We start from the raw sequence: 18,761 nt of genomic DNA, 5'->3' as shown, positions 1-18,761 counted from the left end.
AACACACGTCACGGAGCCTGACTCATGATCCACCTCTCACTGATCATTCTGGCCTTGGTTGGCCTTATCGCAGTGCTTAGACGCGAGGCCGGTGCCCCCGCTGCCCTTGGTGTGCTCGCCGTGCTGGGCATTGCAGGGCTTATCCTCGGCGCGCCTCTTCTTGGCCTGGTGCTGCTTATTGCCGGTGCCTGTGTGGCGGCATGCGGGCTGCCGATGCTACGTCGTCGATGGCTATCCCCGCGGCTCTTCGCCATGTTCAAAAAAGTGGCACCCAAGGTATCTGATACAGAGCGCACCGCGCTCGAGGCCGGCAGTGTCGGCTGGGATGGCGAGCTTTTTTCCGGGAAGCCAGACTGGCAGAACCTGATGGACATGAACGATGACGGCCTGACCGACAAGGAGCAGGCCTTCCTCGATCACCAGTGCTCGGTGGCGGCCGGCATGTGCAACGCCTGGGATATCGCCCGGGAACGGGCCGACTTGCCCCCCGAGCTATGGGCCTATCTGAAGAAGGAAGGCTTCTTCGGCATGATCATCCCCGAGGCCTATGGCGGCCTGGGGTTCTCGGCCAAGGCACAATCGCTGGTGCTGCAGAAGCTCTCGGTCAGCGAGACCCTGATGGTCACCGTGGGCGTGCCCAATTCGCTTGGCCCGGGCGAGCTACTGTTGAAGTACGGCACCGATGCCCAGAAGGACCACTACCTGCCGCGACTCGCCGATGGTCGTGAGATTCCCTGCTTCGGCCTCACCGGTCCGCGAGCGGGCTCGGATGCGACCGCTCTGCCGGACACCGGTGTGGTGTGCAAGCAGGTAGTCGATGGTCAGGAAGTCCTGGGCCTCAGGCTCAACTTCGAGAAACGCTGGATCACCCTGGCGCCCATCGCTAGCGTGGTCGGCCTAGCATTTCGCATGTTCGACCCGGACCACCTGCTGGGTGATGAAGAGAACCTGGGCATCACCTGTGCGCTGATTCCCCGCGATACCGAGGGCATGGAGATCGGCCGCCGCCATCACCCCATCGGCAGCCCCTTTATGAACGGACCGATCAAGGGCAAGGATGTCTTCGTACCGCTGGATACCATCATCGGCGGTCCCGAGATGGCAGGCGAGGGTTGGCGCATGCTGGTCGAATGCCTGTCGGTGGGTCGCTGCATTACCCTGCCCTCTGGTGCGACCGGCACCGCACGCTATGCGCTGGGTTGGAGTGGGGGCTTCGCCCGCATTCGTCGTCAGTTCAACCTTCCGGTCGCAGAAATGGAAGGTGTGCAGGAGCCGCTGGCCCGTATCGCCTCCATGGCCTATATCGCCCAGGCCACCGTGCGCCAGACGGCCAACATGATCGACCACGGACAAAAGCCGGCGGTACCCTCGGCCATTCTCAAGAGTCAGCTGACCGAGTTCCAGCGCAGCCTGCTTGGCGACGCCATGGACATCCACGGTGGACGCGCCGTGACCCTCGGGCCTCGCAACTATATTGGCATCGGCTACGCGGCCAACCCGGTGGCGATCACCGTGGAAGGCGCCAACATCATGACGCGCAACCTGATGATCTTCGGCCAGGGGGCGATTCGCTGTCACCCCTATGTGCTCGAGGAACTGGCCGCCAAGGAGGCCGACGACATCAAGGCCTTCGACAAGGCGTTCTTCTCGCATACCGGCCTGATCCTGGGCAACGCTGCTCGCGCCCTGACCCTGGGGCTTGGCATCGGTCGTCCGCCGGTACCCTTCGATGCAACCGCCGCGCCTTATGCGCAGGATGTTGCTCGTCTGTCCGCCGGTTTCGGGCTCGCCGCGGATGCTGCCATGGCCAGTCTCGGCGCCAGCCTCAAGCTACGCGAGATGCTCTCGGCACGGCTCGGCGACGTATTGTCCAATCTCTACCTGGCATCCATGGTGCTCAAGGGCTGGCAGGAAGGTGACAAGGTCGAAGGTGAGGACGAGCTGTTGCACTACAGCTGCCGTTTCCTGCTGCAACGCGCTGAACAGGCCTTCGTCGAGTTGTTCGACAATTTGCCGAACCGTGCCCTGGCTCGAGTATTGAAGCCGATCGTGATGCCGTTGGGGCGTCGCTGGGCCCGCCCGCAAGACACCCTGACACGCGGTATCGCTCAAAACGTCTCGCGGGATACGGCGTTGCGCACCAAGCTACTCGCCTATACATGGGATACTCAGGAAGAGGGGCAGCAGGACAATCCATTGGCACGCTACAACGCGTTGCTCGCCGATCAGGAACGGGCAGAGCCCATCTATCGCAGCCTCAACAAGGCCTATGCCAAGGGCGAACTGCCCGCCGACGCCCTGCATCCCGAACAGCGCATCGAGGCCGCCCTGGCTGCCGGTCTGCTCAGCGAGGATGACGCTCAGTTCATGCGCGAGCATGAGGCCGAGGTGCTGGCGATGCTCAGTGTCGATGATTTCGCCTTCGACGCCTTCGCCAGCGCCAAGGAAAATGTCACTTGGCACACAGATACCGCCGCCTAGATACGGCCATCTGCTCCACCCGGCCGATTGCCGGCCGGTCTTCATCGCCCTGCTCCTCCTGAGCGGGGCGATGTTTTTGAGTCCTGTACGGCCACGTTTAAAGCGGCCAGACCCACAGGATCATCGGAATCGCGGTCATCATCACCACCAGCGACAACGGCAAGCCCAGCTTCCAGTAGTCACTAAACCGATAACCGCCAGGTCCCATCACCAGAGTATTGGATTGATGCCCGATGGGCGTTAGGAAGGCACAGGAAGCACTTACTGCCACCGTCATCAGGAAGGGATCCAGCGAAGCGTTGAAGCCCTCGGCGAGGCTCGCAGCGATAGGCGCCATCAGCAACGCCGCTGCGGCATTGTTGATGATATTGGAGAGCACCATACTCAGCACGAAGAGTCCCACCAGCGTAGCCACAACAGGCCAGTCACTGCCCATCGCCAACAATTGATCAGCAATCAGCGCAGCGCCGCCACTGCTATCCAGCGCATGGCCCACAGGCAACATCGCTCCCAGCAGCACGATCACCGGACCGTCGATGGCCTGATAGGCCTCGCGTAACGGCAGCACGCCGACCAGCAAGGACGCCAATGCCGCCGTCGACAAGGCGACGGCCGCCGGCAGCCAGTCAAGCAGCATGGCGGCAATCGCCAGTGCGAAGATCCCCAGTGACAGCGCCAACATACGAGGCTGGCCGATGGTCAGGTTACGGCTAGCCAAGGGCAGGCAACCCAGGGTCGCGAGGCTCTCGCCTAAGCCGCCTTCGTCACCCTGTAACAGCAGCACGTCACCCGCGCGGAAGCGAATATCTCTCAGGCGCTGCTTGAGGCGAGCACCGTCTCTTGCCACCGCCACCAAATGCAGGCCGTGCTGGTTGAGCAGGCGCAGCTGTGTCACCGTGCGATTGATCATCATCGAGTCGTTGCGTATCACCGCTTCGACCAGTTGCAGGCCTTCGGGATCCAGTTGTTGCTTGCTCTCTTTTTCCGTTTCGGCCTTGGCGTTGCTTGACCCCTTATCATCCGATGCCGCCGCACTCTCCTCGACGTCATTCTCATCGTCATCTTCGTTCGCATCGTCCGGCTCGGCACCCAGATGCAACCCGGCCTTGTCCTCGAGCAATTTCATCTCATCGGGACCGGCCTCGAGCAGCAGAATGTCGCCTTCTTTCAGGTTCCCCATAAAGTCATGAGCGGCGTGGCGTGTCTCACCGCGCACCACCGCCAGCACTGGCACCGTTTCTTCAAGCTCCGAATGAAGATCACGCAAGGTCCAGCCCTGGGCCTTGCTGTCCTCCCCGACGCGCACCTCGACCAGATAGTTAGCGGTATCGAAAAGCTCATCCGCCGAGGACTGCCCTTCTCGTTGCGGGCTTAGCCGCCAACCCAGAAGCACGATGAACGCAAGTCCTGCCAGCGCGACCCCGATACCCACCGGCGAGAAGGCGAACATGCCGAAGGCCTCACCGGTCTGGCTCGCGCGATAACTCGAAATGATGATGTTAGGCGGCGTACCTATCAGGGTCGTCAAACCGCCGAGCAACGAGCCGAAGGCCAGCGGCATCAGCAGCAGTGATGGCGAGCGTTCATGCTTGCGGGCCATGCGCATCGCCACCGGTAGCATGAGGGCCAGGGCTCCCACGTTGTTCATGACCGCCGAGAGCACCAGCACCGTGCCGGTAAGCACCAGCACCTGCCACACCAGCTGCTCACCGACTTTCAGTGTCTGCTCGGCAATCACATCAACGAGCCCCGAGCGCTCGAAGCCACGGCTTAGCACCAGCACCGCCACGACGGTAATTACCGCCGGGTGACCAAAGCCGAGAAAGGCCTCATTGGCCGGCACCAGGCCTACCATGGTGCTGACCAGCAAGGCCGCCAACGCCACCAGATCATAGCGGAAGCGTCCCCAGATGAAGGCCGCCAAGGTCAGGCCAATGATCAGGAATACCTGCGTGCTATCTGACATGAAACCTCACCTCCCTGTGGCGGTACCCCGACATAAGCAACTTGCATATCCCCAAGCACACCAGCAAGTGAGGGAAAACACCAGCCCCAACGCCGACGCCCGCCATATAAAGGCGGGCGTCGGGTGTGACATTGTATTGTCAGCGCCGATCAAGGCAGCAAAATGGTCGACCCCGTTGTCAGGCGACCCGCCAGGGCCTCTTGCGCCTTGCCGGCATCAGCAAGCGGGTAGCGGTGGGAGATGTCGATGCGGATATTGCCGCTGGCAAGCATCGAGAAGAGCTCCTCGCTCATGGCTTCCAGACGCTCGCGTGTATCGGCATAGCCGTTGAGGCTCGGCCGGGTCAAGAACAGCGAGCCCTTCTGATTGAGGATGCCGACATTGACGCCCTCCACCGGACCGGAGGCGTTGCCAAAACTGACCATCAGGCCACGCTTCTTGAGGCAATCGAGTGAGGTCTGCCAAGTATCCTTGCCCACCGAATCGTAGACCACATCCACCATCTCGCCACCCGTGAGTTCACGCACCCTCTCGACGACATCTTCCTGGGTGTAATCGATGGTGGCCCAGGCGCCGTTACGCTTCGCAAGCGCGGCCTTCTCGGCGGAACTGACGGTGCCGATCAGCCTGACGCCCAGCGCCTTGGCCCACTGGCAGGCGATCGAGCCGACGCCACCCGCAGCAGCATGGAAGAGGATGGTCTCACCGCCCTTCAGCGGGTAGGTCTGGCGCAGCAGGTACTGAACCGTGAGGCCCTTGAGCATCGAGGCCGCGGCAGTCTCGGCAGCCACCTCATCAGGCAGGCTGACGACTTTCTCGGCGGGCAGGGTGTGAAGCTCCGAGTAGGCACCCAGCGGCCCTTGTGCATAGGCCACCCGATCGCCGACCTTGAGGTGTGTCACGCCATCGCCCACGGCATCGACCACACCCGCTCCCTCGGTGCCAAGGCCCGATGGCAGTGACGGTACCGGATAGAGGCCGGTACGCACGTAAATATCGATAAAGTTGAGTCCTACCGCCTGATGGCGAACCCGAACCTCACCGGCGTCGGGGTCAGCAGGCGTGAAGTCGACAAACTCGAGTACCTCGGGGCCGCCAGTGCGGGCGAACTGAATACGCTTGGCCATGACACATTCCTTCTGCAGAAACCTGCGTGAGTCGAGTGTAAGCATCATGTCCATCCAAGCGCCCGCCCCTCAGGGGATCAAGCCCGTCATTGGGCGCAGACACTTTTCAGGCATGGCCTAAGACAAGGATGCTGCGTATCGGCTTGCCGCTAGAGGTTGATCGGGAAGGACTCCAGACCGCGCACGAAGCGGGACTTGTAGCTCTCGAAGGCGTCCTTGTCCTGCTTGAAGGAAGCGATTACCGAGCCTTCGTCGAAGGCCAGTGTGCGTGTCAGGTCATCAAGCCCTTCGGCGGGATGCTGGGCACCGAGTCCGATGCGCCGCCCCTGCTCGCCGTCGAACCAGCGCTCGATACCCGCCTCGCGAAACATCGTTTCCTGATCGTCATCCGCTGCCACGACCTTAAGTGGCGCCCTGAGCGCGAGCTCCTGGATCAGGCGCTGAGCTGCATTCGAGACGCTTGCATCCTCGAGTGAAGTCAGCAGCGAGACCTCCATTCCCTGACCCGCCTCATCCAGCACCAGCAGCGCCAGCGCCACCGGCTGAGACTGATTGTCGACCAGGGCCAACACGCGCGCGGCTTCCTGCTTGACCAGTACACCCATCGTGCCGGCGAAGGTGGCCAGTGGCGCCAGTCCTGCCTGATGACCGTAGACCTCGGCACACAACCGAGCGAGACAGGCCTCAAGATGCTGGGCGTTCTTGACGTGCACGACTCTCATCGACTTACCTCTATCGCGGTGCCCGCCGACGCGGGCCTTGATGTAAAAAAGCCGCAGCCTAGCACAGTCAGGCGCCGATGGCCCCGTCCTCCCCTATCGCCGGCGAATGACGCCTGGCATCTGACATCTGCGTCGCCACCCTCTCAGCGCTTGATAGCAATAAGCGCCAACGAGACTACGGCACACCACCGATCTCGTTTAGTCTGTCGGCATTCTCATCTCGTTCAGGAGCCGTTGCCATGGCCGCCTCTTCCGATGCCACATCAGAGACATCAGCAACGTCAGCCGTCTCTCCTTCACTTGCCGAGACACCGCCGCGACTGATCGCCCATCGTGGCCTATCAGCGATAGCACCGGAGAACACCCTGGCCGCGGTGCGCGCCGCCCATGCGGCCGGGATCGACTGGGTCGAACTCGATGTGCAACTGCTCGCCGACAACACCTCGGTCATCTGGCACGACGCCACCGTCAAGCGTTGCTCAAACGCTCGCAAACGGCTGGCGAAGCTGACGATCGGCGAGGCCCGGCGCCTGGATGTGGGCAGCTGGTTTGAGGAGGGCTTTGCCGAGGAGCGCATGGCAACACTTGATGAGATGCTCGCCCTGCTCGACGAACTTGGCATGGGCCTCAACCTGGAACTCAAGCTCGCCCGCGGCCGTGACCCACAGGCGCTGGCCGAAGCCTCCGTGCCAAAGGCCGTGGCGGCACTGCCCACAAGCAGGCTGATTGTCTCTTCCTTCTCGGGCCAAGCCCTGGACGCCGCTCGCTCGCTTGAACCAGACCCGAGCCGCCTGAGGCTGGGTCAGCTCTATGACAAGATCCCCAACGGCTGGGAGAAGGATGCCCGTCGAGTCTGCGCCTTCAGTGTGCATGGCGACTGGACGCGTTTGACCCAATCCCGAGCGCGAGCGATCAAGGCCGCCGGTTATCGATTGATCTGCTATACCGCCAACGACCCGGCCGCCTTTGCTCCTCTCTGGCAGTGGGGTGTCGATGCCGCGATAAGCGACGATCCCAGGTGCTTTGCCGGCTGGCTGTCCGAGCCTGCCTAACCCATCGACCAAAAACACAGAACCTGTCTGATCCGAGGTGACCCCGACAAGAATTGATCTGAATCAATCAAACCCGATACAGGCATCAAGGTCATTGGCCACGTGCCGATGAAAGTTAATGACTTCCCTGGATCGGAGACTTTCATGAACCCGTCGACGCTGATCGGCATGCTGGCCAGCATGGGCCTGCTCGGCATCGTGCTGCTGTTTACCGCCGAATCGCCCCAGAGTTTCCTCAACCTGCCGGGGCTTGCCATCGTCGTTACCGGCACCTTGGCGGCCACCTTCATCAGCTATCCGCTCAAGGAAGTCCTGCGGGTGGTGCGCCTCGTGGGCCTGGTGTTTCGACGTGAGAACACCTATGCCCACGACGATATCCGAGAGCTCGTGGCCATCTCACGGCTGTGGTTCAAGGGCGACGTGCGCGCCGTGGAAGAAGCCCTGGAAAAAGCCAGCAACCCCTTTCTGCGCACCGGCGTGCAGCTGGTCATCGCCAACACCAAGGAAGAGGATATTCTCGAGCTGCTGCGCTGGCGAATCGCCCGGCTCAAGGCACGTGAATTCGCCGAGGCGCAGATCTTTCGTACCATGGCCACCTATGCCCCGGCCTTCGGCATGATCGGCACTCTGGTGGGGCTGGTGAACATGCTCGAGGTCATGGAGGCCGGCGACATCGGGGTGATCGGGCCGCGCATGGCGATCGCTCTGCTGACGACCTTCTACGGGATTCTGCTCGCCAACCTGGTATTCAAGCCGATCGCCGTGAAACTCGAACGCCGCACCGAGGAACGCCTGATCGCCATGAACATGGTGCTCGAGGGCATCTCGCTGATATGCAGGCGTCGCCTGCCCTCCTTCATCGAGGAAACCCTCAACTCCTTCATGGCCAACTACCGCGACGAGATTCGCGACGTGCCGCCACGCCTCGATACGAGCGGCGACGAGCAAGGGCCACGAGGACCAGGCGGCCAGGAGGCGCGCCAGGATGGCTGACATCCAGGACCCCCTGCTGCCAGGCAGTAACAACGCCAGCCAGGAAAGCGACGGCGAGAGCTGGCTGACCAGCTACCTGGACGTGCTGACCCTGCTGATCACGCTGTTCGTGCTGTTGATCTCGATGACCGGCGGTGACGCAGGCGACCCCACCACGCCCCATGAGAGCGCCTTCCCCGGCTTGGCCCAGGTAGGTGAGCGCCAGGCAGGCATACTGCCGCGCCAGGGTGATGGTGTTAATGCCGCCTTCGACGACCTGGCGGTAGATGGCGTGGTCGTGGCCCGCCACGCCCAGGGCATGATGCTGCGCATCGCCGATCACCTGCTGTTCGATAGTGCCAGCGCCGCGCTCACACCCAGAGGCAAGGCCACCCTCGCCCAATTGACCGACAAGCTGGCGGCCTTCCCGGGGAGTATCTCTGTCGAGGGGCACTCCGACAGTCGCCCCATTACCACGGCGCGTTATCCCTCCAACTGGGAGCTATCGAGTGCCCGCGCCAGCGCCGTGCTGAGATTCCTGACCGAGCAGGGTATCGACGCCACACGTCTGCGTGCCATCGGCTATGCCGATACCCAGCCGCTCGCAGGCAACGAGACGGCCGCGGGCCGAGCCAGCAACCGCCGGGTGGAACTGGTGCTACACGACGATTGAGGCCTCAGCCCTCGGCAGGCCGCACCAACGACAGCAGCTGCTCCATGTCGAGGTGCGCCTCCAGGGTGTCGGCGAGGCGGTCGAGCTCACGCTCCCGGTGGGCCGCGTAATCGACCGCCGCGCCATCAGCCTCGAGCCCCAGCCGAGCGAGCAGCGCACTCAAGGCGCCGGCCTCGTCGAAGAGCCCATGCAGGTAGGTGCCCAGCACCTGGCCGTCCTCGCTGACCGCCCCATCGGGGCGGCCCTCGAGATGCATCAGCGGCATGTCGAGGGCCGGCCCCTCGCTGATGCCGTTGTGGATCTCGTAGCCGCTCACCGCCACCTCATCGCCGGCCGGGGTACCAACGAGGGTGCCGCTCACGTTGCGCAACTGCTTGCCCGCCACCATGCGAGTGCGCATGGCAAGAATCCCCAACCCCGCCACACTTCCCGGCGGCCCCTCCAGGCCCTCGGGGTCGTCGATGGCCTCGCCGAGCATCTGGAAACCGCCGCAGATACCCAACACCTTGCCGCCATAGCGCAGGTGTCGGCGGATGACCGGGTCCCAGCCCTGGGCGCGCAGCCAAGCCAGGTCACTGGCCGTCGCCTTGCTGCCCGGCAGCAGGATGACGTCGGCAGGCGGCATGGTCTCCCCGGGCCCCACCAGGGTCAGCGCGACCCGCGGATGCAGGCGCAGCGGATCGAGGTCGGTATGGTTGCTGATGCGCGGCAGCATCGGCACCACGATATGCAGCTCGGGCGCCGCCGTTTGCTGGGTGGCGAGCCCGACACCGTCCTCGGCGTCGAGCAACAGCCCATTGAGGTGCGGCAGCACACCGAACACCGGCTTGCCGCTGTAGGCGGTGAGCCAGTCGAGGCCGGATTCGAGCAGGGCGATATCGCCACGAAAGCGATTGATGATGAAGCCCTTGGTGCGGGCCTGCTCGGACTCCGCGAGTAGCGCCAGGGTGCCGACCAGCTGGGCGAAGACCCCGCCGCGGTCGATGTCGCCGACCAGCAGCACCGGGCAGTCGATGGCCTCGGCGAAGCCCATGTTGGCGATATCATTGGCCCTCAGGTTGATCTCGGCGGGACTGCCCGCCCCCTCGGCGATGACCACCTCGAAGCGGCTCGACAGTCGCTGCCAGGCCGCCAGCACCGTGGCGCGTGCCTGGTGCTTGAAGGCGTGGTAGTCGAGCGCGTCCATGTGGCCATGCACCCGGCCATCGAGGATCACCTGGGCGCCGCGGTCGGTCTCGGGCTTGAGCAATACCGGGTTCATGTCGGTATGCGGTTCAATCCCGGCAGCGCGGGCCTGCAGGGCCGTGGAACGCCCGATCTCGCCGCCTTCTGGCGTCACGGCACTATTCAGCGCCATGTTCTGCGGCTTGAAGGGTGCCACCGAGATGCCACGGCGGGAAAGTGCCCGGCACAGCCCCGCGACCACCGTGCTCTTGCCGGCGTCAGAGGTCGTGCCCTGGATCATCAGGGTCGGCATGGCGGTGTCCTCATGAATGGGGTGTCAGCTCGTCGATAGCCGAGGAAAGCGCTGCATCCGTCGGCGGCGTTTGCCAGCCGTTGCCGTGCACCCGCTCGGCCAATGGCAGGCGCTGCCGCCAGCCGGCTCGGGCCAGCTCCGGCCGGTCGAGAAAGTCGTCGACGTAGCCCAGGCACAGGTAGGCTAGCGGATAGACGTTCTCCGGCAGGCCCAGCACCTCGGCCAGATCAAACTGGTCGAGGATGCTGACCCAGCCCACGCCGATGCCCTCGGCCCGGGCCGCCAGCCATAGGTTCTGGACCGCCAGGCAGGTGCTGAACAGGTCCATCTCGACGATGCTCTGGCGCCCCAGGACGTGCTCGCCGCCACGGCTGCGGTCGCAGGTGATGCACAGGTTGAGCGGGCTCTCGAGGATGCCCTCCAGCTTGAGGCGGCGATACAGGGCGCCGCGCTCACCGGTGTGCGCCTCGGCCGCCTTGGCGTTCTCGCGCTCGAAGATGGCGTGCACCCGCTCGCGGACCTCGCGGTCGTCGATCAGCAGGAAGTCCCAGGGCTGCATGAAGCCCACCGAGGGCGCGTGATGGGCGGCCTCGAGCAGGCGGGCCAGCACCTCGGGCGGGATCGGGTCCGGGCGGAACTGGGCGCGCACGTCGCGGCGCTCGAAGATGGCCCGGTAGAGGCCCTCGCGCTGCACCTCGGGAAAGGCATGGTTGGGGCGCCCGGTCGGGTCTGCCATGCAGCGGTCTCCTGAAAATACTGTTTGTGGCATAGCACTGAACTGCAGGATGATGAGCTTACCCGGCGGAGCCGGACCTCCGCGAGGGCGCTGTGAACCCCTCCCTGGGCGCTACTTTTGCCCTGCTGCGCTCTCGCTTCCTGCTTCGCTTGCAGGACCTGGGCTGGCCATCCATGGCCAGCCCGTTCAGCGGAATCCGCCTCACCCATGGCAAAAGACCCTCGCTTCGCCCTGCCCCCGGCGCTCATCTCTCTGGCAGCAGTGTCGAGCGTACCGACTACAACTCGATCCCTTTCTGAGCCTTGATCCCCTGCTCCTTGAAGGCGTGCTTGACCACCTTCATCTCGGTCACGGTGTCGGCAAGCTCGATCAGGGCTTCCGGCGCGTGACGACCGGTGACCACCGCGTGCTGCATGACCGGGCGCGCCTGCAGATCATCGAGCACCCGGTCGAGGGCCAGGTAGCCGTGGCGCAGGGCGATGTTGAGCTCGTCGAACAGCACCAGGCCATACGACGGGTCGGCCAGCATGCGCCGGGCCTCGGCCCAGGCCGCCTCGGCGGCGCGCACGTCGCGCTCACGATCCTGGGTGTCCCAGGTGTAGCCCTCGCCCATGACGTGGTAATCCACGCCCGGCAGCGAGCGAAAGAAGGCCTCTTCCCCGGTCTGGAACTTGCCCTTGATGAACTGCACCACGCCGACCTTCATGCCATGGCCCAGGGACCGGGAAACCATGCCGAAGCCGGAGCTGCTCTTGCCCTTGCCGGGGCCGGTAAGCACCAGGAGCACGCCCTGTTCCTTGTCGGCAGCGGCAATCCGCTCGTTCATGATGCGCTGCTTGTGGGTCATACGCGCCGCATGGCGTTCGGGGTCGACGTGCTTCATCGGGCTCTCCAACATTCGAGGGAATAGCGTTGTGGTTCTGATGCCAATCCGGCGACAAGCCGGGAGCTCCTACGCCACGGACGGCGTCGGGAGCTACAGAGACGTATTCATCACGTCTCCGCGTCGTCTTGTCGCTGGTATCTCTCATTCGCCCGGCCGGGACAGCAGTGGCGTGCGCGCCAGCAGATAGACGTCCATGATCCAGCCGTGGCGCTCGCGCAAGGCGGCGCGACGCTCGACGATGGACGGCCCCACCTCGGCCAGCGGCCCGCCGATCAGGCACTGCTTGTCCATGCCGAGATAGGCGCCCCACCAGATGTGCAGGCCCTCCGGCGACAGCGCCTGGAAGGCGCCGCCGCCGTCGAGCATCACGGCCACGCTCGGGGCATCGTCCGGCCAGCCGCGCTCGCGCAGCCGCCGCCCGGTGGTGATCTGCACCGGCTCGGCCAGGGCGTTGAGGGGAATCCGGTGCTCGGCGGTGAGCACCTGCAGGCTGGTGATGCCGGGCACGATCTCGACCGCCAGCGCCGCGTCTCCCTCTCGCCCCTTGAGGCGCTCGGCGATGCGCAGGCTGCTGTCATAAAGCGAGGGGTCGCCCCAGATCAGCATGGCGACCCGCCCGCCCTGTGGCAGGTGGCGCGCCATCCGCTCGCCCCAGACGTCGGCGATCGCCGCATGCCAGTCATCCACCGCGCCCAGGTAATCGTCGCGCGTGTCGCGGCGCGGCAGGTCGAACTCCACCACCCGCGAGTGCGCGGCCTCGTCGAGCAGCTGGCGGCACAGCAGCCGGCGCAGGTCGACCAGGTCCGAACGCGCCTCGCCCTTGCGCGGCAGCAGGATCAGCTCGGCCTCGCGCAGCGCGCGAACCCCGGCCAGGGTCACGTGCTCGGGGTTGCCGGTGCCGATGCCGATCAGCGACAGATGGATCATGCGTCGCCCTCGGCGAAGGGCGAGTCCGCCGACTGGGGCCGGAAACGGCGGTCGTAGCCGATGGCGTAGAGGCGGCTGTCGTCGAAGTCGTCGCTTGCCAGCGCCGGGCCGACCAGGATCAGCGCGGTGCGATTCATGGCCGGGTCGAGTCGCGCGGCGATGGTGTCGAGCCGGCCGCGGATCACCTGCTGGTCGGGCCAACTGGCGCGCCAGACGATGGCCACCGGGCAGTCGTCGCCGTAAAACGGCACCAGGTCTTCCACTACCTGAGCAAGGTTATGGATGGACAGATGAATCGCCAGGGTCGCGCCGGTGCGCGCGAAGTTGGCCAGGCTCTCGCCGTCCGGCATGGCACTGGCCCGGCCCGGGGTGCGGGTCAGCACCACCGACTGGGCCACGCCCGGCAGCGTCAGCTCCTGGCCGAGGGTGGCGGCCGCCGCGGCGAAGGCCGGCACCCCGGGGGTGATGGCGTAGGGAATGTCGAGTGCGCGCAGCCGGCGCAGCTGCTCGCCCATGGCCGACCATACCGACAGATCGCCGGAATGCAGCCGCGCCACGTCCTGGCCCGCCGCGTGGGCCGTGGCGATCTCGTCGATGATCTCGTCGAGGGACAGCGGCGCGGTGTTGATGACGCGGGCGTCCGCCGGGCAGTGGGCGAGGATCGCCTCCGGGACCAGCGAGCCGGCATAGAGGCACACCGGGCTCGAGGCGATCAGGTCGCGTCCACGCAGCGTCAAGAGGTCTGGGGCGCCGGGGCCGGCACCGATGAAGTGAACGGTCATGTCGTGTCTCCTGCCGGGGTATCTCTTGTCACAACGGCGCTCGCCATCGCGGCGGTCGCGCCTTGATCCGGGGAAATCAGCCGGGGGCCGAGCAGCTCGCCACTCGGGCCCGCCGCCAGCAACGCCACGGCCTCGGCGACGCTGCCCGTACCGCGGGCCCGGCGGCTATGCGAGGAACGGGTGAGGGTCTCGGCCGTGGCCAGTAACGCATCGGGCACGGTCAGCGTCTCGAGCCCCCGGGCCTCGCCCAGGGCCTGAACCTTTAGCCGCATGCTGTCGGCCGCCGCCAGCCGGTCGACTGCGCCATATTGTTCCTCGATCCGCTCCAGCGCGTCGGCAAGTGAATCAAGCGTCGCTTCCCGGCGAAAGCCGAAGCCCGCGACCCTCAGCACTTTGCTTTCCATAGCCCCCTCCACCGCGCCGTTCATTTCACCGTTCATTTCACTATCCGCCACTGCACGATGGGATAGGCGGCCTTCCAGCCGCGCCGGCTACCGAGGGCGGTCGCCGAGGACAGCTCCAGGCGCAGCAGCTCGCCACCGGCCTCCTGCTGCCAATGAGCCAGCAGCGCCTCGGATTCCAGGGTGACGGCATTGGCCACCAGCCGCGTGCCCGCCGGCAGGCATGGCCATAGCACCGCCAGCAGCGCCTCGCAGAGCCCGCCGCCGATAAAGACCGCATCCGGCGCCGGCGCGTCGACCAAGGAATCTTCCAGCAGCGCCAGGGCATCGCCTTCGACCACCTCGAGCCAGTCGACGCCGAGTTCGCGAGCATTGCGGCGTGCCCGCTCGGCCCGTTCGGTGTCTCGCTCGATGCCCAGGGCGCGATTATCCGGGTGCGAAAGCAGCCACTCGATGGCGACCGAGCCCGAGCCGGTACCGAGGTCCCACAGCCGCTCTCCTGCTGTCGGCGCCAGGGCGGCAAGCGTGGCGGCGCGCACCGCCTGCTTGGTGATCTGGCCATCGTGGGCAAACCAGTGATCCGGCCGCCCGGGCGTCAGCGGCAAGGCCGGCCCGTCGCCCGCGACCTCAAGCCCCACCGCTACCGGATGGACGATGTCACCAGGCACCTCGGCATCGGCGCGCAAGGTGCGCACGCGCTCCTCATGGCCCCCCAGCGCCTCCAGCACGTGCAGCCGACTGGCGCCAAAGCCAATACGCCCAAGCAGCGCGGCCAGCTCGCCCACCGCCGGGCCGTCGCGCAGCAGCACCAGCAGGCGGCGTCCGCGATGCAGGTGCGGTCGCAGGCGCGTCAGTGGCCGGGCATGCAGGCCCAGGCAGGTGACGCGTTCCAGCGCCCAGCCGAGCCGTGAAGCTGCCAGGCTGAAGGTCGAGGGCGACGGCAGCGAGTGCCATTCGTGAGGCGCCAGATGCCTCGTCAGGCTGGTGCCGGCGCCGAACCAGAAGGGATCGCCGGAAACCAGCATCACCGTCCGCCGGCCGCGCTCGGCCAGGAGCTCGGGAATGCCGTCGGCGAAGGGTACCGGCCACTCGCGCACCTCGGCGGAAAGCGTCGGCAGCAGCCGCAGGTGGCGCCGGGCGCCAAACACCACTTCGGCGGCCTCTAGCGCCTCGCGGCTTGCCGGCGTGAGCCCGGCCGTGCCACTCTCGCCCCAGCCCACCACCGTCAGCCAGGGAGCGTCGTCCGCGTCAGTCATCATCCGAGTCCCGCTAAAAGAGCTGGGCTTTGCCGGCACCAAACCGCCGCGAGAGCGCTGTGAACCCATCCCTGGGCGCTACCGACGCCCTGCGGCGCTCTCGCATCCTGCTCCGCTTGCAGGGCCGGTGTGGGCCATCCATGGCCAACCCGTTCGGAGGGATCCTCCTCACCCCTGGCGTAGGACCCTCGCTTCGGCTTGTCCCCGGCGTGCCTTCTGCCAATTATCTGAAAGTTAAAAGAGCCCAAGAAGCTTTTATGAAAGTCCTTATTCTCGGCGGTACCACCGAGGCGAGCGCCCTGGCCCGCGCGCTCGCCGAGCGCGAGATCCCCGCGCTTTACAGCTACGCCGGTCGCGTCAGCGCACCCAAGCCGCAGCCGTTGCCCACCCGCGTCGGCGGCTTCGGCGGTGTGGAAGGCCTGGTCGACTTCCTGAGGGCAGAGCACATCACCCATCTGGTCGACGCCACTCATCCCTTCGCCGAGCGCATGAGCTGCAACGCTGTGGCGGCGGCCGAGCGAAAGGACACCGCACTGATCGCCCTGACTCGCCCGCCCTGGGCGCCTCAGCATAGCGATTGTGGACAGCAGGGCGATGACTGGCAGCGAGTCGATAGCATCGAGGCGGCGGTGGAGGCCCTCGCCGGCCCGCCGCAGCGGGTGCTGCTGGCGATCGGGCGCATGCACCTGGCCGCCTTTGCCGCGCGCCCCCAGCATCATTACCTGCTGCGGCTGGTCGATCATCCCGATACGCCGCCGCCATTGCCACGCCATCACGTGATCGTCGATCGCGGTCCCTTCACGCTGGAGAGCGATCTGGCCTTGCTGCGCGAACATGGCGTCGAGCGCCTGGTGTGCAAGAACGCCGGCGGCACGGGGGCAGCGGCCAAGCTCGAGGCCGCCCGCGCGCTTAAGCTGCCGGTTTTGATGATCGACCGCCCGGCGCTGCCGCCGCGTCGCGAGGCGCACGACGTTCAGGCTGTAATGGCCTGGCTGGGTCATTGAGCCGCCTCAAATGACGGCACCGACCTTGGCGTATAGACCCACTCGCTTTCCGCCCTCGTCCCGTGCGGGATACGCCGTGTCAGGCTGGAGCCCACCATCACCAGGGTACGCATGTCGGCCATCTCGGGTGTCGCCTCGCCCAGCGTGGTCACGATCAGGCGCTCTTCCGGCGTGGAGACGGCGCGGGCGAACATGATCGGGCGCTCATTGCCGCAGGCCTCGCGCAGCACCGTCAGGGCGCGGGCGAAGCCTTCCGGCCGCGACCGGGAGCGTGGGTTGTAGAAGGCCATGGCGAAATCGGCCTCGGCGGCCAGCCGCAGGCGCTTCTCGATCAGCGCCCAGGGCTTCAAATTGTCGGAGAGGTTGATACAGCAGAAGTCATGGCCAAGCGGCGCACCAAGCCGTGCGCTGGCAGCCAGCATCGCCGAAACGCCCGGCAGTACCTGGATATCCAGCGCCCGCCAGGCAGGATCGCCTGCCTCGAGCGCCTCGAACACCGCCGCGCCCATGGCAAACACGCCAGGGTCTCCCGAGGAGACCACCACCACCCGACGTCCCGCGGCGGCCATCTCGAGGGCCTGCTCGGCGCGGCGGACCTCCTCGCGGTTGTCCGAGCCGTGTCGGGTCAGGCCCGGCCGCGGCGACAGGCGCTCGACGTAGGGCACATAGCCCACGGCATCGGTGGCCTGTTCGAGCACGCTCGAGGCCTCGGGGGTGATCAGCGTCTCGCTGCCAGGCCCAAGACCGACAATCCTCACCCATCCTTCACGGCCTGCTGCGCGTCGGTCATACGGCGCTGCCATCGTCTTCGAAATGCTCATTTAGTACCCCTAAACTGCGCGCTCTCAGATGATGCCGCCTTGTCTGTCACTAGCTCGCCAGGCCGTGATTCGACTTTTTCTCCGCTCATGGCCGCCTCCCGTTGCCGTGAATCACCAGGATCGAGAAATAGGGCACGCGCTTTCCAACCTCGGCCAGCGGAACCACCCTCTGCTGCTCCATTGAGGCGTACTCGATCAGCCAGGCCTCCTCCTCGCGATCGGCGCTCTTAAGCGCACGGCGCAGCTTGTCGAGGTGGCGGCCGATCTTCATCACCACCAGGGCATCAGTGTGTGCGATGCGCTCAGTCAACATGGCCTCCGGCTGGGTCGCGGTCAGCACGGTCAGCACATCGTCGCCCCAGGTGATGGGCCGGCCCGTCGCCGTCCAGGCAGCAGACATGCCAGTGATGCCGGGCACTACCTCGACGGGCACCTTGCCCTGTAAGCGGGTATAGAGGTGCATGAAAGAGCCGTAGAAGAAGGGATCACCCTCGCAGAGCACCGCTACGTCATGGCCGGCACCTGCGATCTCGGCGAGCTGAGCCACTTGGTGTTCATAGAAGGACCCCAGCCAGGCGTTGTAGCGCGGGTCGTCGAAGGGAATCTCGGTGGTGACCGGATATTCCATCGGCAGTTCGACGGCATCGGGCACCAGCATGCCCTCGACGATGGTGCGGGCGTGCCCGCGACGCCCCTTCTTGCGGAAGAAGGCCACATGGGTGGCGCCACGAATCAGCCGGTCAGCGCGCACGCTCATCAGATCCTGGCTGCCGGGACCGAGGCCGACGCCATAAATAGTGCCGGAGCGGGTATCGGAGTGGGAGCTGAGCGTCGTCATTCGCGGCGATCCGCCATGGCATTGATGGCGGCCACCGTCACCGCGCTGCCGCCGAGCCGGCCGTCGACAATCACACAAGGTGTTGCACCGCTCTCCCACAGCGCCTGCTTCGATTCCGCCGCACCAACGAAGCCCACCGGGCAGCCGACGATCGCCGCGGGGCGCGGGCAGTCCGGGTCCTCGAGCATGTTCAGCAGGTGAAACAGCGCGGTCGGCGCATTGCCGATCGCCACCACCGCGCCCTCGAGCCGGGGCCGCCACAGTTCCAGCGCCGCCGCCGAGCGGGTGTTGGCCATCTCCCGGGCAAGCCCCGGCACCCGCTCGTCGTGCAGCGTGCAGATCACGGCGTTATCCGCCGGCAGGCGCGTACGGGTAATGCCCTCGGCGACCATCCGCGCGTCGCAGAGGATCGGCGCCCCATTCTCCAGGGCCGCACGCGCTCGATTCACCGCGTCATCGCGAAAGCGAATGTGCGGCGCCAGCGCCACCAGACCGGCGGCATGGATCATGCGCACCGCCACCGGTTCTTCTTCAGGCGAGAAGCGCTCAAGCTCGGCCTCACGCCGGATGGTGGCGAAGGACTCGCGGTAGATCGCCGGTCCGTCGGTTTCATAGACGTGAGGCATCCGTTATCTCCCAA

18 protein-coding genes are annotated in these 18,761 nt (G+C 65.7%); 5 read left to right on the top strand and 13 right to left on the bottom strand.

All coding sequences use genetic code 11. From position 1 onward, the window contains the following. Positions 1 to 24: 24 nt before the first annotated feature. Positions 25 to 2,481 (top strand): acyl-CoA dehydrogenase, encoded by a 2,457-nt coding sequence (locus HF027_RS04730; RefSeq protein WP_168013394.1) that lies wholly within the window; start codon positions 25 to 27, stop codon positions 2,479 to 2,481. A gap of 97 nt (positions 2,482 to 2,578) precedes the next feature. Here the strand turns inward: HF027_RS04730 and HF027_RS04725 are convergent, their stop codons facing one another. The 3 genes from HF027_RS04725 to HF027_RS04715 form a co-directional block, all read right to left on the bottom strand. Further along, the gene (locus HF027_RS04725; protein ID WP_168013392.1) at positions 2,579 to 4,447 is read right to left on the bottom strand and encodes an SLC13 family permease; all 1,869 of its coding nucleotides are present in this window, start codon (positions 4,445 to 4,447) and stop codon (positions 2,579 to 2,581) included. A gap of 149 nt (positions 4,448 to 4,596) precedes the next feature. Beyond that, positions 4,597 to 5,574: an NADPH:quinone reductase gene (locus HF027_RS04720; protein ID WP_168013390.1), complete on the bottom strand. Its 978-nt coding sequence runs from the start codon at positions 5,572 to 5,574 to the stop codon at positions 4,597 to 4,599. Positions 5,575 to 5,723: 149 nt separating this feature from the next. Further along, positions 5,724 to 6,296, bottom strand: coding sequence for a hypothetical protein (locus HF027_RS04715; RefSeq protein ID WP_136255236.1), 573 nt, complete (start codon positions 6,294 to 6,296; stop codon positions 5,724 to 5,726). A 239-nt stretch (positions 6,297 to 6,535) separates the two neighbouring features. On the opposite strand from HF027_RS04715, the gene HF027_RS04710 reads away from it, so the two are divergent. The 3 genes from HF027_RS04710 (at position 6,536) to HF027_RS04700 (ending at position 8,993) form a co-directional block, all read left to right on the top strand. Continuing rightward, entirely contained in the window at positions 6,536 to 7,348 is an 813-nt protein-coding gene (locus HF027_RS04710) for a glycerophosphodiester phosphodiesterase family protein (protein WP_168013388.1), read from the top strand. Between the two features lie 144 nt (positions 7,349 to 7,492). Next, positions 7,493 to 8,341 (top strand): motility protein A, encoded by an 849-nt coding sequence (locus HF027_RS04705; RefSeq protein WP_168013386.1) that lies wholly within the window; start codon positions 7,493 to 7,495, stop codon positions 8,339 to 8,341. Beyond that, positions 8,334 to 8,993, top strand: coding sequence for an OmpA/MotB family protein (locus tag HF027_RS04700; RefSeq protein ID WP_168013384.1), 660 nt, complete (start codon positions 8,334 to 8,336; stop codon positions 8,991 to 8,993). The genes HF027_RS04705 and HF027_RS04700 overlap by 8 nt, the downstream gene beginning before the upstream one ends. Before the next feature lie 4 nt (positions 8,994 to 8,997). On the opposite strand, the gene HF027_RS04695 is transcribed toward HF027_RS04700, so the two are convergent. The 7 genes from HF027_RS04695 to cbiE form a co-directional block, all read right to left on the bottom strand. After that, positions 8,998 to 10,470, bottom strand: a complete 1,473-nt coding sequence (locus HF027_RS04695; protein WP_168013382.1) for a cobyric acid synthase — start codon at positions 10,468 to 10,470, stop codon at positions 8,998 to 9,000. Between the two features lie 10 nt (positions 10,471 to 10,480). Beyond that, on the bottom strand, positions 10,481 to 11,206 hold the full coding sequence (gene bluB / locus HF027_RS04690; RefSeq protein WP_168013380.1) for a 5,6-dimethylbenzimidazole synthase: 726 nt from the start codon (positions 11,204 to 11,206) through the stop codon (positions 10,481 to 10,483). 277 nt (positions 11,207 to 11,483) lie between these two features. Next, positions 11,484 to 12,089, bottom strand: coding sequence for a cob(I)yrinic acid a,c-diamide adenosyltransferase (gene cobO / locus HF027_RS04685; RefSeq protein ID WP_168013378.1), 606 nt, complete (start codon positions 12,087 to 12,089; stop codon positions 11,484 to 11,486). A 144-nt stretch (positions 12,090 to 12,233) separates the two neighbouring features. After that, positions 12,234 to 13,019, bottom strand: a complete 786-nt coding sequence (cobF, locus tag HF027_RS04680) for a precorrin-6A synthase (deacetylating) (RefSeq protein ID WP_168013376.1) — start codon at positions 13,017 to 13,019, stop codon at positions 12,234 to 12,236. Further along, positions 13,016 to 13,801 carry a precorrin-4 C(11)-methyltransferase gene (cobM, locus tag HF027_RS04675; RefSeq protein WP_168013374.1) on the bottom strand — a complete coding sequence of 262 codons (786 nt, stop codon included), beginning with the start codon at positions 13,799 to 13,801 and terminating at the stop codon, positions 13,016 to 13,018. Before cobM ends, cobF begins: the two co-directional genes overlap by 4 nt. Beyond that, positions 13,798 to 14,241: a cobalamin biosynthesis protein gene (locus tag HF027_RS04670; RefSeq protein ID WP_245184517.1), complete on the bottom strand. Its 444-nt coding sequence runs from the start codon at positions 14,239 to 14,241 to the stop codon at positions 13,798 to 13,800. Before HF027_RS04670 ends, cobM begins: the two co-directional genes overlap by 4 nt. Continuing rightward, positions 14,238 to 15,461, bottom strand: coding sequence for a precorrin-6y C5,15-methyltransferase (decarboxylating) subunit CbiE (gene cbiE, locus HF027_RS04665; RefSeq protein ID WP_168013372.1), 1,224 nt, complete (start codon positions 15,459 to 15,461; stop codon positions 14,238 to 14,240). The genes HF027_RS04670 and cbiE overlap by 4 nt, the downstream gene beginning before the upstream one ends. Before the next feature lie 254 nt (positions 15,462 to 15,715). On the opposite strand from cbiE, the gene HF027_RS04660 reads away from it, so the two are divergent. Then, entirely contained in the window at positions 15,716 to 16,462 is a 747-nt protein-coding gene (locus HF027_RS04660; RefSeq protein ID WP_168013370.1) for a cobalt-precorrin-6A reductase, read from the top strand. Here the strand turns inward: HF027_RS04660 and cobJ are convergent. The 3 genes from cobJ to HF027_RS04645 all read right to left on the bottom strand — a co-directional run bounded on the left by cobJ (position 16,456) and on the right by HF027_RS04645 (position 18,747). Beyond that, entirely contained in the window at positions 16,456 to 17,283 is an 828-nt protein-coding gene (gene cobJ / locus HF027_RS04655; protein WP_245184515.1) for a precorrin-3B C(17)-methyltransferase, read from the bottom strand. The genes HF027_RS04660 and cobJ overlap by 7 nt on opposite strands. Positions 17,284 to 17,368: 85 nt before the next feature. Further along, on the bottom strand, positions 17,369 to 18,121 hold the full coding sequence (gene cobI / locus HF027_RS04650) for a precorrin-2 C(20)-methyltransferase (RefSeq protein WP_168013368.1): 753 nt from the start codon (positions 18,119 to 18,121) through the stop codon (positions 17,369 to 17,371). Beyond that, the gene (locus tag HF027_RS04645) at positions 18,118 to 18,747 is read right to left on the bottom strand and encodes a precorrin-8X methylmutase (RefSeq protein WP_168013366.1); all 630 of its coding nucleotides are present in this window, start codon (positions 18,745 to 18,747) and stop codon (positions 18,118 to 18,120) included. Before HF027_RS04645 ends, cobI begins: the two co-directional genes overlap by 4 nt. Positions 18,748 to 18,761: the final 14 nt, after the last annotated feature.

This window comes from Halomonas salinarum, assembly GCF_012062845.1.
GTDB classification, from domain to species: Bacteria; Pseudomonadota; Gammaproteobacteria; order Pseudomonadales; family Halomonadaceae; genus Onishia; species Onishia salinarum.
This window is presented reverse-complemented; position numbering and strand designations above follow the sequence as displayed.